At 45.3% G+C, this 17185-nt stretch carries 12 protein-coding genes; 7 read left to right on the top strand and 5 right to left on the bottom strand.

Annotation, left to right across the window (positions count from 1 at the left end; genetic code table 11):
- Positions 1-791: 791 nt before the first annotated feature.
- Both P5683_RS08095 and P5683_RS08090 read right to left on the bottom strand, forming a co-directional pair.
- Positions 792-965 (bottom strand): hypothetical protein, encoded by a 174-nt coding sequence (locus P5683_RS08095; protein ID WP_006620936.1) that lies wholly within the window; start codon positions 963-965, stop codon positions 792-794.
- A gap of 233 nt (positions 966-1198) precedes the next feature.
- On the bottom strand, positions 1199-1441 hold the full coding sequence (locus P5683_RS08090; protein WP_150105288.1) for a hypothetical protein: 243 nt from the start codon (positions 1439-1441) through the stop codon (positions 1199-1201).
- A gap of 133 nt (positions 1442-1574) precedes the next feature.
- On the opposite strand from P5683_RS08090, the gene P5683_RS08085 reads away from it, so the two are divergent.
- Positions 1575-3941, top strand: coding sequence for a phosphodiester glycosidase family protein (locus P5683_RS08085; protein ID WP_231296417.1), 2367 nt, complete (start codon positions 1575-1577; stop codon positions 3939-3941).
- 102 nt (positions 3942-4043) lie between these two features.
- Here P5683_RS08085 and rph read toward each other — a convergent pair whose 3' ends face one another.
- Complete coding sequence (gene rph, locus P5683_RS08080; RefSeq protein ID WP_008054590.1) at positions 4044-4769, bottom strand: ribonuclease PH; 726 nt, start codon at positions 4767-4769, stop codon at positions 4044-4046.
- 406 nt (positions 4770-5175) lie between these two features.
- Between rph and P5683_RS08075 the strand changes: the two genes are divergently transcribed.
- The 4 genes from P5683_RS08075 to P5683_RS08060 all read left to right on the top strand — a co-directional run bounded on the left by P5683_RS08075 (position 5176) and on the right by P5683_RS08060 (position 10155).
- A complete protein-coding gene (locus P5683_RS08075) occupies positions 5176-5937 on the top strand; it encodes a Uma2 family endonuclease (protein ID WP_006620931.1) in 762 nt (253 codons plus the stop codon).
- A gap of 41 nt (positions 5938-5978) precedes the next feature.
- Positions 5979-8405 (top strand): zinc metalloprotease HtpX, encoded by a 2427-nt coding sequence (locus P5683_RS08070; protein ID WP_006620930.1) that lies wholly within the window; start codon positions 5979-5981, stop codon positions 8403-8405.
- 641 nt (positions 8406-9046) lie between these two features.
- Positions 9047-9571, top strand: a complete 525-nt coding sequence (locus P5683_RS08065; RefSeq protein ID WP_006620927.1) for an RNA-binding protein — start codon at positions 9047-9049, stop codon at positions 9569-9571.
- 182 nt (positions 9572-9753) lie between these two features.
- Complete coding sequence (locus tag P5683_RS08060) at positions 9754-10155, top strand: hypothetical protein (RefSeq protein WP_008049203.1); 402 nt, start codon at positions 9754-9756, stop codon at positions 10153-10155.
- A 5-nt stretch (positions 10156-10160) separates the two neighbouring features.
- Here P5683_RS08060 and P5683_RS08055 read toward each other — a convergent pair whose 3' ends face one another.
- On the bottom strand, positions 10161-10859 hold the full coding sequence (locus P5683_RS08055) for a TrkA family potassium uptake protein (RefSeq protein ID WP_006668113.1): 699 nt from the start codon (positions 10857-10859) through the stop codon (positions 10161-10163).
- Positions 10860-10940: 81 nt separating this feature from the next.
- A complete protein-coding gene (locus P5683_RS08050) occupies positions 10941-12275 on the bottom strand; it encodes a TrkH family potassium uptake protein (RefSeq protein ID WP_006668112.1) in 1335 nt (444 codons plus the stop codon).
- 335 nt (positions 12276-12610) lie between these two features.
- On the opposite strand from P5683_RS08050, the gene P5683_RS08045 reads away from it, so the two are divergent.
- Positions 12611-16594, top strand: coding sequence for a magnesium chelatase subunit H (locus P5683_RS08045; protein WP_315644862.1), 3984 nt, complete (start codon positions 12611-12613; stop codon positions 16592-16594).
- Between the two features lie 245 nt (positions 16595-16839).
- Positions 16840-17136: an HU family DNA-binding protein gene (locus P5683_RS08040; protein WP_006620921.1), complete on the top strand. Its 297-nt coding sequence runs from the start codon at positions 16840-16842 to the stop codon at positions 17134-17136.
- The last annotated feature ends 49 nt before the right edge of the window (positions 17137-17185 follow it).

Genomic DNA, 17185 nt, shown 5'->3' with positions numbered 1-17185 from the left:
GCGACCACTGCCAACCATCCATGACTAAGGAAATCTGAATGTTCCGACTTGAACCACCGTCATAAAGAGGTAGCGAAACAGGTTGACACGCTGCGCTCAAAAGAGCAAGGGGAAAAGTAGGGGTTTCTCTTTACTACCTACACAGACCTTTGAAATTACCCCGGTGGACAGGACAAGTCTAAAGATGGAATGCCCGTATAAACGGAACGTTTAAACCCCTTTTAGGCTCTCGGCAGGATGTACCTGTGGAGTAGTGAAAAGTGTAAGCGTATACCTTTAAGGGGAAAGGATGTGGCTGAAAGCTAATGCCTAACTGTAATGGTTAGGATATGCCCACTAGCCACGGTGTGGATATAGAGACCGCGACAATTAAGAGTTTGATGACGAGTGCGAGTTTAAAGACTACGAGGTTGTATATAGCTCCTAAAGTTGAGGTTACAAAGCGGGGGGTCGTAGCCCTGTTCCTACTGAAAAATAGGGTATCTACATCAGGAGCCGTGTGCTGGGAAACTCGCAAGCACGATTTGGAATTGGAGTTGGGGAAGGTGACTTCTCTTTCGACCATAACCAGTCTGCGCGTGCGTCACATCAGGAAGTTTTTCGTGTCTATGCCAATTATCTGGATGTGGAAGCACCACTAGAGCCGTATGAGGTGAAAGTCTCAAGTACGGTTTTGAATGGGAGGGGGAGATGGTGACATCTCTCTCGACCCCTAATTACTACCATAACTGGAAGAATATTTCCGGAAATCTCCTGAAATTACTTGTTAATCCCCCTCTAATCAGAAACACTCATTCCCGAAACCACTGACAATAGAGTTTTCCTTGGTCATCAGTGCGCCAATGGCCAACGAGTTTGCCTTTTTCGGTGAGAGCTTTAGTGTGACTGCGTTCTGGTCTAATCTCGTTGAAAGTCCGGGACTGTTGAGGGATTTTAACTGGGGTTTTATGAAGAGTTTGTAACATGGTCTTTACCTCTGTTGATTATAGATTTTATTTACCTCTACTACCATTATAACCGATGAAATTTAAACGACAAGTCTACGGCTGCACACCTTGGCAGGAAGGGACAGCAGATAATTTTCACAAGTAAAAATTCATAATTTTCTACCCGACCAACTACCATTGATAAAGCCAGCGTTACCCCAGGGTTAATCGGAGAAGTTTGGTTTCTTGATGGGACTGTGTTGAATAAAAAATCAAGCGTATAGCCATGGTGAATAAACGATATCATGATAGGCGATCGCCAGAAATTTGTCAAGGGGGTTGGGGCAAAAAGGCGGCGACGCGGCGTTGAATAAAAAATCAAGCGTATAGCCATGGTGAATAAACGAGACAATGATAGGCGATCGCCAGAAATTTGTCAAGGGGTTAGGGCAAAAAGGCGGCGACGCGGCGTTGAATAAAAAATCAATAATTGATGGTATAGGAGAAATTGGCAATTGTAAAGTTTTGTTAAGCTAGTGTAGGGTTTCACCCATCAGGGGTTATACTACATATCATAGTAGATGCACCCTGATTCAAGCGCCCATCACACTTTATGAGTGTGGGCGTTTTTTTTTGGGAGTGGGAGTGGTGAAGGAATTAAAATATGGGGTTAAGGTTTCACCTTTGCGATCGCAATATTTTATGAACAACACAGTCGCCTCATTTACCGATATCAGCCAACACTGGGCTTATCCGTTTATCCAAGGTCTGCAACGCCAAGGGGTTGTGAGTGGGTTTAAAGATAGAACCTTCCGCCCCGACCAAACGATGACCAGGGCTGAATTTGCCTCCATTGTCCAAGCGGCCTTTTCCCTAGTACCCCAACGGGAGTATACACCCTTTGCAGATGTTCCGGCCGATTTTTGGGCGGCTGAAGCGATCCGCAATACGTTTAGATCCAGATTTATCAGTGGTTTTCCTGATGGTCGGTTTCTTCCTGGGGAGAACATTTCCCGGTTGCACGTTTTACTGGCTTTAGTGTCTGGCTTACAGATGCAGGCGGGAGCATCTGTGTCTTTAACTGCTATATATAAGGATGGGGGTAATATTCCCAACTACGCCCAACAGGCGATCGCCACAGCCACCCGAAACCGCTTAGTAGTAAACGCGCCTACCATTGATATTTTGAAGCCTAACCGTCCCGCCACGAGGGGAGAAGTGGCGGCTTGCATTTACCAGGCGCGAGTATTTCTGAACCAAAGCCCTATAGTAGCTTCCCCGTATATTGTGGAACTTGCTAACCCCGGAGTAATTCGGCGGGGGACTCACCTATCAGTAAATGGTCGGACTTGGCGCGCGGCTTGGGGTCAGTGGAGTTCGGGAATTTGCACTTATACGGGAGTTAGCAACAAAGGGGCGATATTGGTTTTAGGTATGGAGTTACTGAATACTGATGATGTTAACGTTCAGCCTGTTAAGTGGTTTTCAACTATTGGCAAATCTTACCGGCTGAAAACTCAACTAGACCGGGAATTTCGCTATCTGAATTTGGACGATATCGCCCCGGTAGGGAATTGGGAAATGGTTATTGATAACCAAACTTTACGCATATTCTCTGTACCTAGCAAAGTTGACAATATTACGGTTAATGAAAACGATGGTATTTGCCGGATTGAGATACAACTAAGTCAAGCTACCCCTTGGGAACTTTACGAACAAAGTCGAGAATGGGAAGTGGTGTTAGATGCGATCGCTGCTGAATCTCTAGCCAATCGGTTTCCGGAAACGGCAACCACACCCCCTAAATCTGGTAATCAAGAACAACAAAATGAGGGGGAAACTAGCGGCAGTTCTGAGAAACCATCACCCATTGTCGTTCGCATTTCAGCCACTCAAACCGTGATTAAGGGAACTTTACCTGATGGGTATAGAGTCCGCACCCAAACCCTTCATAATCGCGATAGATTGGTAATTGAACTGCGGCGAGATGCTTTAGTGGAACAGAGTATTTTGGTTTATCCAGGACTGCGATCGCGACAGCAATATTTAACTTTAGAAGGGGATAAATTTCCGGCAGTCTGGTTAACGATAACTCCTCGGTCGGGGTTGTCAATCGCCCCGATATGGACCGAAACCAATCAGATGCGGGGGACTAACTCTTTCTTAGCTATTACCAAAACTTGGTCAAGTTTGGGGGGGATTAATGGCGGATATTTTAACCGTAATAACTTATTACCTTTGGGGGTTATTCGTAAGGATAATAAGTGGTTTTCTGGGCCAATACTTAATCGGGGTGCTATGGCTTGGGATAATAATGGAAGAGTGAGAATGGGGCGATTAAAGTTAGTAGAAACTCTGGTAATTTCTACGGGACAACGCTTTGAGGTAGACCTGCTAAATACTGGATATGTGAAGGCGGGAATTGCTCGTTATACTTCCGAATGGGGAGCCAGTTATTTCCCTCTAACTCTTAATGAAATTGTGGTGGTAGTTTCGGGAGACCAAGTAACTCGACAAATTGAACTACCTGATGATCAAACTCCCACAGCTATCCCCACTAATGGTTATCTGCTGGTTTTCCGTTCTTTTCGGAGTGCTGTTAGTGCTTTTGGGGTCGGTTCTCGGTTAACAATTACGGCGACAACTACTCCCTCTGAGTTTATAGATTTTCCTCATATTATGGGTGGCGGACCTCTGTTGGTGCAAAATCGCAATATTGTGGTTAATGCAGAGGCGGAAGGGTTTAATTATTGGTTTGGTCAACAGTTGGCTATCCGCAGCGCTGTGGGTGTGACAGCGACGGGAGAAGTGCTTATGGTGACTGTTCATAACCGGGTGAATGGGGCGGGACCTAGTTTAACAGAAATGGCAAAATTGATGCAGCAATTAGGGGCGATCGATGCTATAAATTTGGATGGTGGCAGTTCTACCAGTTTGGTGCTGGGTGGGCATTTACTTAATCGCACCCCTGATACAGCCGCCAGGGTTCACAATGGTTTGGGAATATTTATTTAGATTCATCAGGTCAGTCGGGACGGGTTGATTAATGGGGCTGTGGGGATAATTAATTCACAGGATAACCCGCCCCTAAATCAGCTTTGATGATTAATCATTTAATTAATCAGTTAGCCCTAAAACCTGCCTTTGTAATTGACAGAGTTCTGTAATGCCTTTTTCGGCATAGTCTAAGATTTGGTTTAACTGATTTCGGTTCAAACTTTCTGCTTCTGCTGTTCCCTGAAGTTCAATAATTCCCAGGTCATCGCGCATGACCACATTAAAGTCGATATCGGCTGCTACGTCTTCCTGGTAATTGAGATCAAGTAAGGGTTCCCCGTGCATCATTCCGACAGAAATGGCGGCGATCTGATGAATAATAGGCGATCGCTTTAACTGTCCCTGTTTTACCATTTTATTAAAAGCATGAGCCAGGGCGACAAACCCCCCAGTAATCGAGGTGGTGCGGGTTCCTGCGTCCGCCTGTAACACATCAGCATCTACCGTAACAGTTATTTCCCCCATAGCCTGTAAATCTACCGCCGCGCGTAAGCTACGACCAATCAGGCGTTGAATTTCCTGGGTTCTACCTGAGAGTTTCATCAATTCCCGGGGTTGACGTTGGGGAGTCGCCCCCGGAAGCATCCGATATTCTGCGGTTAACCAACCTTTTCCGGTATCCTGCAAAAATCGGGGTACTCCCGGTTGAATTGTTACCGTACAAAGCACTTGGGTATTGCCGGATTTTGCTAGGACTGAGGCAGCCGCAAATTGAGTATAATCTAGCTCAAACTGTACAGGGCGCAGTTGGTGGGGCTGTCTACCGTCGGGACGTTGCCAAGACATCATTTATTTGATCAGTTTAATGTGGTTAACTGAGGTTATTTAAGGATATTTTCCGAAATTTGTCCGGGTGGTTGATCTCCGTTTATATCCGATAAACAACCCCTAGGCTGACAGTATTTTAATATGGGAGTGCCACATTAATACAAGATCTCATCAGCCTGAGTATAATTTCGGGTGTATCATCAATGAGCGATCGCCCAACGACTAAGCAGTAGTATCGCCCATCCCAGAGTATCACCTATATCTAACACTAGAATCCCTAGACTCTTTTCCGACCATCCCAATATTGATGTTACGTTTTTTACTGATAATTGACTACCCCGGTCATCCAGTTTGGGAAGATTGATTAATATCTCGAAAAATGCTACAATCTTAGGAAGTCGCGAATATATGGGAATAATCGATTATGGTACAACAAGTTATACCCGAAACCCAACCGACAGTTATTTATCCTGAAAGTGACGGTCAACCCATGTCTGATAACACGCAACAATTTCGCTGGATTGTGATTATCAAAGAAAACCTGGAAATATTGTTTTCCGGGGATGAAAATATCTTTGTGGCGGGTGATTTACTGTGGTATCCAGTGGAAGGAAATAATAAAATCCGTACTGCGCCAGATGTCATGGTAGCTTGTGGTCGTCCCAAGGGGGATAGAGGCTCATATCGACAATGGGAAGAGGATAATATCGCGCCGCAGGTAGTATTTGAAATTCTTTCGCCGGGAAATACATCGAAAAAAATGGCGGAAAAACTACTATTTTATCAACGCTATGGCGTAGACGAATATTATCTATATGACCCGCAGTCACAAGAGATAACTGGTTTTTTGCGGTCAGAAAATTGGCTAGAATCGATTGAAAACATGAAAGGTTGGGTTAGTCCTCGGTTACAAATTAGGTTTGAGTTAACAGAAACTGGGCTAGAAATTTATCGACCAGATGGGGAGAAATTTTTAACACCAGTGGAATTAGATAAGTTACGACAGCAGGAACGTGAAAGGGCTGAACAGGCTGAACTTGAGTTACAACAGGAACGTCAACGCTATGAACAGGAACGCATGAAAGCGCAACAGACGGAAATTGAGTTACAGGAGGAACGTCAACGCTATGAACGATTGATAGAGTTATTGAAGCAGCAGGGAATTGATCCACCACAGATGTTGTAAATTGGGATACTCTAAAGGGGAGGCTGATTGAGGATAGGCTGATGTCATCTACCGATCGCAGTAAGGAAGAACTAAACCCCGACTTAAATTCCCTAGAGTTGGGGTTAGCAGCGATTAAACAGAAACAATACCAACAGGCGATCGCACTTTTAGAACCCATCGCCGACTCTCAACCCCATACGAAAGTCGGATTCAAAGCCCAAATTGGCTTGGTGAAAGCATACGATCGCAGCGGACAAAGCGATCGCGCCATTTCTCTATGTCAAACACTCACACTAGAGACCCCAGAAAAAATCAGAACTTGGGCTAGTAATCAACTCCAGCAACTCCAAAGTCGCCAGCCTAACCCCTCAGTCCCCCCTACCGTAGCGACAGGATTTGTTCCCTTCGACCCCAACTTACAACCGCCCAAAGTTCAATCAACCACCCCTAAAGCCAAACCAAAACCAAAACCCATCCCCCCATTAAACAAACCGCCAATTGAGATCAAATCAGACCAACCGCAGAAACAACAGCCCCAAGTAATCAGCAATTCTCTCCCAGAGAGTCCCCCAGAGGAAGCGCAAACCTGGACCACCCCGACGGAAACTGAGACAGTTTCACATTCCCATCAATGGAAAGAAGCGGAAAGGGCGACCAAGTGGCGAAAAATAGGGAAACTGAAAGTCACCCGATTAAGGATCGAACAATTCCTAACCGTATTTATCCTGCTGTGGATAAGTCCTCGCATTGTGGAATTTCTGTTCAGAAACGCCAATAATATCCTGATATCCCTACCCGTGGTGCGACCCATTCAATGGCTATACCGCAATCCTAACCAATGGCTGTACTGGGTTTTAGGGTTATTATTTATAGTCTCCCCCTGGCTATGGGATGGATTGCTGAAATTATGTTACGGTCAAGAAACCCTCCCCCGGACGAAATTATTAGCATTATCTCCAGAAGCCAATCGCATCCTACAAAACTACTGTAAAGCGCGAAATTGGAAATTTCCGGCGCTGCGAGTGTTACCAACCGCTACCCCGATCGCCATGACATTAGGATGCTGGCCAAGATTTGTGCGAATTGTGGTTAGCCAGGGTTTACTCGATACCCTAACCCCTGACGAAATAGCTACCATTTACGCGCGAGAAATCGCGAGTGTGGGAAATTGGGATTTTCTGGTGATGTCGTTTATTACCCTATTAGTGCAAATTCCCTACTTGATTTATCAATACTCAGCTATCGGCGCGCAATGGTGTTTTGAGCGAGTTAGGTCTGAACCCCCATTAATTCCTGATGTAGCCCTATCTATATTAAAACCAGCGACCTACATTCTGCGGGTGATAGCTTTCCCGGTTTCGGTATTGGCTTATGGAGTTTATCAGATTCTCCGGTTTCCGGCTTTGTGGATTTCGAGGCGGCGGGTTTATTATAGCGATCGCATCTGTTGTAATTTAACCGGAAATCCCAATGGTTTGACCAGGGCGCTGCTAAAAATGGCTATTGGTATCTCACAGACCACACCCCAGTTAGACAATACTACCTTTTTATTAGAAGGGTTGGACTTATTAACCCCGATCGCTCCTACCCAGGGGATGACTCTGGGTAGTATATTGGTTAGTTCCCCGCCAAGTCAACTGATCGGGTTGAACCAAGGCTGGGACATTGAATCTCTATTAACATGGGATCTGAGAAATCCCCATCGCTACTGGTTACAGATTAGCAATTCTCATCCCCTATTAGGCGATCGCCTACTGATTCTCAACAGTTATGGCAAATTTTGGCAAATAGAAACTCAGTTAAACCTTGAAGTTAAGTCCCTGTCTGATTCCCGAGGCGATCGCGCTCAACTTTTAATGCAAGTCGCCCCTTATTTAGGATTAGCGATCGGATTAGCGATCGGGTTGCTAATCTGGCTATTAGGGGCAATTTTCGGCAAGCTAGGGATTTGGCAACTAGAATGGTTATATGGGGATCGGGCGATTCTGTGGGGTTGTGTTCCCATTGGTGTCAGTTTAGGTATATTTTGGAGAAATAATCAATTTTTCCCCGACATCAAACCCGCGGCCATCATTCACAATCCTAATCTCCGCGATCTATATTGTAATCCCGACAGTATCCCCATTGACAGTAAACCCATTTGCATAGAAGGTCAGCTAATCGGACGGTCGGGAATTAGTAATATCATGGGTCAAGAACTGATCTTAAAAACCGCCAGCGGTATAGTTCCCCTCCACTATATCCCCCAGTGGACACCCCTGGCCAACTTCTGGCAAAAATCCATCCATCCCTCTGATTTGATTGGTAATTCGGTTAAAATAACTGGATGGTGGCGACGGGGGGCTACTCCCTGGATTGATATAGAAAAACTGGAAAATGTGGCAGATCGTAGCCGTATCTATGGCGGACATCCCTTGTGGTCAGTCATTCTAGCCGGATCACTGGCTTTTGGGGGAGCGAGTATCATTTCTAGCGGTAGACTTTAAATACACCTACCATTAGAATTTCTAATGTATCAAGTTTGCATTTTGTCCCAAACAATGTTACATTTGTTAACATCGTGAATATAGGCGATATCTGTGATATCTTGAAAGATGGTCTGTTGCTGCTGTGGTCTTAGCAATGGCAAAAGTCTATGTAGATCATCAGTGGTGGCAGTGATCTGACTGCAAAGATTGCCAAACAAGTTAGTCGTTCCATAAAATTTGTGATTTTGTTTCGCCAAAACATACTAAACTTAAAGAAGCATTTAACAGGTTTGAAGTTGAATTACTTTGACATTAGTTACTGCGATCGCAGCTATAGAAACCTTAAACTTAAAACATATTGACAAAAGTGATAGGAACAGCTATAGCAGATATTTTTGAAGCATGACTCAAATTTCACTCGACCGTTCAAATCAATCTCAATCTTTTGGATATTTGAGGCTGCTCATCTCAGCCAGCCAGGAAACTCATTTATATATTGAAGCCAATGATCATACTCAGTGAGTTCAGGCTGGAAGTAACACCAAGTGGTCTTTTTTGTCAAGTCAAGGCTGAGTTTAATTATGATTTATTAACGTGATCTGAACTCAACAAGATTTTTCAACTCAAATATCAAATTTTTCCTACTGGAGGTATCACTAATGTCCGTTAGATTGTATGTTGGAAACTTACCCAAAGAACTCGATCGCAAAGAATTGCAAGCTGTATTTGCAGAGGAAGGCGATACGATTTCAGCGAAAGTGATAACCGACCGCAAGACTGGAAAATGTCGCGGTTTCGGGTTTGTCACCGTCCAAAGCGATGATTTAGCCGATCAAATCGTTGAGAAGTACAACGGCTTTATGTTCGGGGAAAATGCGCTAAAAATTGAAAGGGCGCAACCTCGTAAGAAAAACAAGCCAGAGTCTGAAGAGGGTCGTAGTTCTGATGGTGGAGAGGCTACAGCTACGGCTACGCCTGGTGTTGTTGCTGCTAACCAGTCTCCCACTTCTAGCCCAAGTTCTGCACCTACAAAAAGTGGTGGTGGTAAGAAGAAAAAATCTAATCGGAATCAACAAGGTTCTGCTAACGCCAACTCTAGCAGCACTCCCGATTCCATTCAGCCAGATCCCCGCTGGGCGAATGAATTAGAAAAGCTAAAACAGATGCTATCTGCTCAAGCCTAAGTCTCCGGTTGAGGCTTCGGTTTTTGCATATTTGGTCAACCATCCCAGACTGTAAATTTCTCAATTATGATCAGTTCTGGGATGTTGGTTGGTGTGGCTGATCTGGTTGGTATCTTGATCGCCTATTGGGTAACAAATCAATTAGGATTGCTATATTCAGCAATTTTGATAGGATGATCATGATGTACGAGCCGCCATATTTTCTGTTAGCTGCTGGCTTATGGGTTGGTATTATCTGCTGTGTTCCCTTTGTGGCGACCCTCAAGCAACTGGTCAACGACTGGAAAATTAATAAATCTAGTCGTGCGATCGCCCAATTACGGGGATTTAGGATGCTCGCTCCCTATTTAGCTTGCGCGGTAGGGATCTGTGTTTTCCTCGCTTCCTGTTTGCAGATATTTGCCATTTCTAGCCGTGTAGCTTACGCCTTATCCGTTCCCGTCACCGTAATGATGGCGGGTTCGGTATGGTTTCAGTTCACCCGTGTATTAGATCAATTAGAGCAACGAGGATCTCAGGGAATTGATTTAGATGATCTGAGTTTAGGGAAAATCATTCCTCAGTCTAATCCTGGTAGGGAATAGTTACCCTAAATCGGAAGTCGGTTAATATCCTGGTTTGACCCCAAAACCACCATAATAGTCCCCTTCTTTAAACGTTTGTTAGGTAGGGGATTGATTTCTAGTGTTTGATTTTCCGTGCGTATAGCCAATAGGTTCAAACCGTATTTGCTACGGAGTTCTAATTGAGCGATAGTTTTAGTATCAAAATCATCAGGAACCACCATCTCCACGATACTATGATCAGGGTCTAGTTCAAACTGATCCACGAGTCTAGGCTTAGTCAGGAGTCGCGCCAACTCCTGTCCCATTTGTCTTTCGGGGAACACAACTAGATCCGCACCCACTTTTTTTAACAATTTTACATGGGTTTCTGAGGAAGCCTTAGCCACGACATTCGCTACCCCGGCTTCTTTGAGGTTAAGGGTGGTGGTAATACTTTCGGCGAGGAAACTCCCCACGGCGACAATTACGGTGTCTAGTTCAAATATTCCCGCCTCTCGTAAAGCTGACATTTCGGTTGAGTCTAATTGTAAAGCATGGGTAGCAATGCGATCGGTTAAAGCCGCATTGACCCTTTTTTCGTCATTATCAACGGCGAGAACTTCATAGCCTGAAGCATTGAGAGTCGAACAAACAGCCTGTCCAAAGCGACCCAAGCCAATGACTGCAAATTGTTGTTTTTCGGCGCGTAAATTCCGAAAAAAGTTAAGAGATGAAAGATTCATGATGTCCTAACAATCCTATGAAATAGATAATAATCTGTTGATTTTACCATTGCTAGAGTTTACCTGGTAGATAATCAATAGTTAACCCACCAATAGGTTTTCTTCTGGATAATCAATTGATGAAGGTTGAGGATCACCCAAAACCGCAGACATTAGCAATAATACTCCCACCCGACCAATATACATGGTGGCAATAATAATTAATCTACTGAGCATCGAAAAATCTCCAGTGATGCCAGTAGACAGACCTACGGTTCCAAAGGCTGAGACAATTTCAAAAAAGATGCTACCAAATCCTAATTCTGGTTGCATAATCACAATTAATAATGTGGCTACACAAACCACAGTAATGGAACCGACCAAAACTCCGACGGCTTTTAAAATCAAAGGGGAGGGAATTTTGCGCTGATAACATAAGACTTCATCTCGACCTTGTAGGGCTGCCTTGGTGCAGTTTACCAATATTCTTGATGTAGTGGTTTTTAAGCCGCCTCCTGTACTTCCTGGACTAGCACCAATAAACATTAGGATCATAGTAATCAAAATTCCTGAATATGTCATATCTCCTATAGATATGGTGTTAAATCCAGCGGTTCTGCTGGTGACAGATTGAAACCAGGCGGCTTGCATTTTGCCGAATATGGTTAAACTCTGCAAGGTTTGAGGATTATTAAATTCGGTGATAAAAAAGAGGAAAAACCCGGAAAATAGCAGAATTATAGTGGTACTGGTTACAACTTTAAAGTGTAGAGAAAAATCCCGACGCATTGGTTCTTTATTTAATGTAGTTTTAATCCACAAAAAAAGTTCCATGATTACTTGATATCCTAAACCACCAAAAATAATTAAAATACTCATTGTTATATTGACGATGGGAGAGGATACATAATCAACTAAGCTCTCTTCCAATAAGCTAAATCCGGCATTATTAAAGCCATTTACACTATGAAATATAGCCAGCCACAGACTATTTTTTAAGCCATAATCCGGAAGAAAAACAATCATTAATAAGATAACTCCGGCAATTTGAAATAAGGCCATAGTCGCTATAATAGATCTGAGCAGTGGCATGACTCCAGCGATTCCGGCGGTATCCAAAGATTTTTGGAGTGCTAATTTATCTCGGAGCCCAAATTTTCTGCCAATTAATAGCAGAAGTATGGTGTTGGCGGTCATGTACCCCAAGGCTCCAATTTCCACTAAGCTAACTAAACAAAAATGCCCCCAAAATGAATAAAATTCGCTAACATCAACAACTGATAAACCCGTGACACAGACGGCAGAAGTGGCGAGAAATAGTGCGGTAATAGGATTGCCAAAACTACTGTGATAAATGGTATCATCCATCCATAAGAAGAATGTGCCGATCGCAATTACTGCTAAGAAGCCGAGACAAATAGTTCTTGGTACAGTCATAAGAGGTGTCAAACTTTATATAGAAAACTTTATCCTAGATCATAAAATTTAACACTTGTGTATATAATCAAGACTGTTAACTGGGCAATTTATAAATTTTTGTTGCAAATATTGGCCAAAATTTTGTCGAATTGTGTCAAAAAGTGGCTTCCACTAACCACTTTGGCTCATTTTATGGTAATAATACTCAATGGTGAAGTCATCAGGGTTGTCTCCTAGCGGGACGGCATCCCATGTAGGACGTTGCCAAATGTTGACCGGATCGATCGCTGATCCACAATAGTCTACCTATCCAGACAGCTTTAGAGCAGAACACCGAGGAACGAACACTAAATATGTTTACCTACGTCAAGCCTACCGTTAGACACATTAAACCGGATTCCCTCAACGGACGATCGCTTCTAAAAGTCGTCTATATTGTGCTAGAGGCCCAGTACCAGAGCGCTTTGTCAGCAGCAGTGCGGGCCATAAATGAAAAAAATCCGAACTTGGCGATCGAGATCAGTGGTTATCTGATCGAGGAACTGCGAGACCCGGAAAACTACGAAAACCTTAAAAAAGACCTAGCCGAGGCTAATGTTTTCATCGCCTCATTAATCTTTATCGAAGATTTGGCTGATAAAGTGGTGGAAGCCGTAGCCCCATACCGCGATCGCTTAGATGTGGCGGTGGTGTTTCCTTCCATGCCACAGGTAATGCGCCTTAATAAAATGGGCAGCTTCTCTATGGCACAACTGGGACAAAGCAAAAGCGCGATCGCCCAGTTCATGAAAAAACGGAAGGAAAAATCTGGCTCCTCCTTCCAGGACGGAATGCTGAAACTTCTGCAAACCCTCCCCAAAGTCCTGAAATATATGCCTATTGATAAGGCTCAGGACGCGCGGAACTTTATGCTGAGTTTCCAATATTGGCTGGGTGGTTCTCCAGAAAACCTGGAAAACTTCCTGCTCATGTTGGCAGAGAAATATGTTTTTAAGGGCCAAGAAAAACTGCACTTTGCGGAACCGGTGACGTATCCCGATATGGGAATTTGGCATCCCCTGGCTCCCAAAATGTTCGAGGATGTCAATGATTATCTGAGTTGGTATAACGGGCGCGAAGATATCCCAGAGGACACCAAGGACCCCCTAGCGCCCTGTGTGGGCTTGGTGCTGCAACGCACCCACCTAGTCACGGGAGACGATGCCCATTATGTGGCTATGGTGCAGGAACTGGAAGCTATGGGGGCGCGAGTGGTGGCAGTATTTGCGGGAGGTCTGGATTTTTCCAAACCTGTAGATACCTACTTCTGGGATACGCCACCCAAAGGCATTCCGGCTCAACCTCTGGTTGATATCGTGGTTTCCCTGACGGGGTTCGCATTGGTGGGAGGTCCGGCTCGCCAAGACCACCCGAAAGCGATCGACTCCCTAAAACGGCTCAACCGTCCCTATATGGTAGCCTTGCCCCTGGTATTCCAAACTACGGAAGAATGGGAAGAAAGTGAATTGGGATTGCATCCTATTCAAGTGGCGCTACAAATTGCTATCCCGGAATTGGATGGGGCTATTGAGCCGATTATTGTGTCAGGACGCGACGGAGCGACGGGAAAGGCGATCGCCCTCCAAGACCGCATCGAAGCTATCTGTCAGCGGGCGCTAAAATGGGCTAACCTGCGGAAAAAACCAAAACTTGATAAAAAAGTCGCGATTACTATTTTCAGTTTCCCGCCGGATAAAGGGAATGTCGGAACCGCCGCCTATTTGGACGTATTCGGTTCCATCTATGAGGTGATGAAAGCGTTAAAAAATAACGGTTATGATATCCCGGAAATCCCAGAGTCTCCGGGCGCTTTAATGCAGCAGGTTATCCATGATGCTACTGCTCAATATCAAAGCCCAGAACTGAATATCGCCTATAAAATGTCGGTAGAACAGTATGAACGACTCACCCCCTACTCGGAACGTCTCCACGAAAACTGGGGACCACCTCCGGGACACCTGAACACGGATGGGGAAAATCTGTTAGTTTACGGAAAATCCTTCGGAAATCTGTTTATCGGGGTACAACCGACCTTCGGCTATGAAGGCGACCCCATGCGTTTGCTGTTCTCCCGGTCGGCGAGTCCTCACCACGGCTTCGCGGCTTACTATACCTACCTAGAACAGGTTTGGGGCGCAGATGCTGTGCTGCACTTTGGGACCCATGGTTCCCTAGAATTTATGCCGGGAAAACAGATGGGAATGTCTGGGGAATGCTACCCGGATAACCTGATTGGGACTATTCCTAATCTGTACTATTACGCGGCTAATAACCCCAGTGAGGCGACTATTGCTAAACGCCGTAGCTATGCGGAAACTATCTCTTATCTGACTCCGGCGGCGGAAAATGCGGGACTCTATAAGGGTCTCCAAGAACTTAACGAATTGATTGGGTCTTACCAAACTCTGAAAGATAGTGGTCGCGGGGTGCAAATTGTTAGCACCATTATCGAAAAATCCCGTATGGTGAACTTGGATCAGGATATCGCCCTGCCGGAACAAGACCCAGCAGAACTTACCCAGGAAGAACGCGATCATGTGGTGGGACGGGTTTATCAGAAACTCATGGAAATTGAGTCTCGCCTGCTTCCCTGTGGGTTGCACGTTATTGGTAAGCCTCCGAGTGCGGAAGAGGCGATCGCTACTTTGGTTAATATTGCCAGCTTAGACCGGGAAGAAGAAGGGATACTCAGTCTGCCTCGGATTATCGCTAATAGCATTAATCGGGATATTGAGGAACTCTACCGCAACAGTGACCAAGGCATTCTCGCGGACGTTGACCAATTGCAGCACATCACAAATGCTACCCGTGCGGCGATCGCTGCTTTAGTTCAAGAACAAACGGACGCAGAAGGCCGTGTCTCCAAAATCTCGCAACTCAACTTCTTTAACATGGGGAAAAAAGAACCCTGGTTGCAAGCATTACACGACTTGGGCTATACCCAGATTGACCCCGAACCCATGAAACCCCTGTTTGAGTATCTGGAATTTTGCTTGAAACAGGTTTGCGCCGATAACGAATTGGGAGCCTTGCTCCGTGCTTTGGAAGGAGAATATATCCTTCCCGGACCTGGCGGCGACCCCATTCGCAACCCCGACGTTCTCCCCACTGGGAAGAATATGCACGCCCTGGACCCTCAGTCTATCCCGACTGTCGCGGCAGTTAAATCGGCTCAAATCGTGGTAGACCGACTCCTAGAACGGCAAAAAATGGAAAATGGGGGTCAATACCCAGAAACTATCGCGGTTGTCCTGTGGGGAACTGATAATATCAAAACCTACGGGGAATCCTTGGCCCAGGTTATGTGGATGGTTGGAGCCAAACCGGTTCCTGATGCTTTGGGTCGGGTCAACAAGTTGGAGTTAATCCCCCTGGAAGAATTGGGCCGCCCTCGCATTGATGTGGTGATTAACTGTTCGGGAGTGTTCCGCGACCTGTTCATCAACCAAATGAATCTGCTCGACAAAGCCGTTAAAATGGCAGCGGAAGCGGATGAACCCCTGGAAATGAACTTTGTTCGCAAACACGCCCTACAACAAGCGGCAGAGCTAGGTATCAACATCCGACAGGCTGCTACCCGTGTTTTCTCCAATGCTTCTGGTTCTTATGCAGCTAACGTTAACTTAGCTGTGGAAAATAGCACCTGGGAAAGTGAGGCAGAATTGCAGGAAATGTATCTAAACCGCAAGTCTTTTGCCTTCAATTCCGATAATCCGGGGATGATGGATGATAACCGTCAGATTTTTGAGGCTTCCCTGAAAACTGCTGATGCTACATTCCAAAACTTGGATTCTTCGGAAATTAGCTTAACTGACGTTTCCCACTATTTCGACTCTGACCCGACCAAAACTATCGCCAGCTTGCGGAAAGACGGGAAAAAACCGGCTTCCTATATCGCGGATACCACGACGGCTAACGCTCAAGTTCGGACTCTCTCGGAAACTGTGCGCCTAGACGCACGGACGAAGATGCTCAACCCTAAATGGTACGAGGGGATGCTTTCTCATGGTTATGAGGGGGTGCGAGAGTTGTCTAAGCGTCTGGTTAATACCATGGGATGGAGTGCTACTGCTGGGGCTGTGGATAATTGGGTTTATGAGGAAACTAACGAAACCTTTATCAAGGACGAGGCTATGCAGCAACGTCTCATGAATCTTAACCCCCATTCTTTCCGTAAAATGGTCACAACTCTGCTGGAGGTGAATGGTCGCGGGTATTGGGAAACTAGCGAAGAAAATCTCGATCGCCTGCGGGAGTTATACCAGGAGGTTGAAGACCGCATTGAGGGGATTGAGTAATCTCGCCTTGGGTGATTGTCAAAATGCCCTGACTGCTGTTGTATGCTGTATCCTGAGCCTGTAAATCCTATTCTGTAGTATTTTCGGGCTCAGGCCCCCCTCAAAAAGGATTCCCAGGGTGCCGAAGGCGTGAAACTTAGCGCGAATTTTAAGGTTTATACTTGTCAATTTCTGATAAGTCTGAACTGCAAAGCGCGATCATCAGGGCAAAATCACCCACTGAAAATGATTCTGGAGGTATTTCGATGAATAAAGAGCAGTTGGTTCAGGAAACATCTATCAAGGCTGGCGTTACCAAAAAACAAGCGGATGCCATTATTTCGGCTATCTGTGAGTGCATTATGGATGCTGTGGCTGAGGGGGAAAAAGTCACTCTAGTGGGCTTTGGTTCTTTTGAGGCTCGCCACCGCAAGGCTCGTGAGGGTCGTAACCCTAGCACGGGACAACCCATGACCATTCCTGCTACTACTGTTCCAGCTTTCTCGGCTGGGAAAGCCTTTAAGGAACGGGTGGCTAACGAAAGTAACGAAAACGTGGCATAGACTTGCTGACAGGGGCGATCGGCAATTTTCAGCCTCACCCCTGTTTTTT

This window comes from Limnospira sp. PMC 1279.21 (genome assembly GCF_032349615.1).
Taxonomy (GTDB): Bacteria; Cyanobacteriota; Cyanobacteriia; order Cyanobacteriales; family Microcoleaceae; genus Limnospira; species Limnospira fusiformis.
Note: the sequence above shows the minus strand (reverse complement) of the source record. Positions and strands in the feature narration are given on the sequence as shown.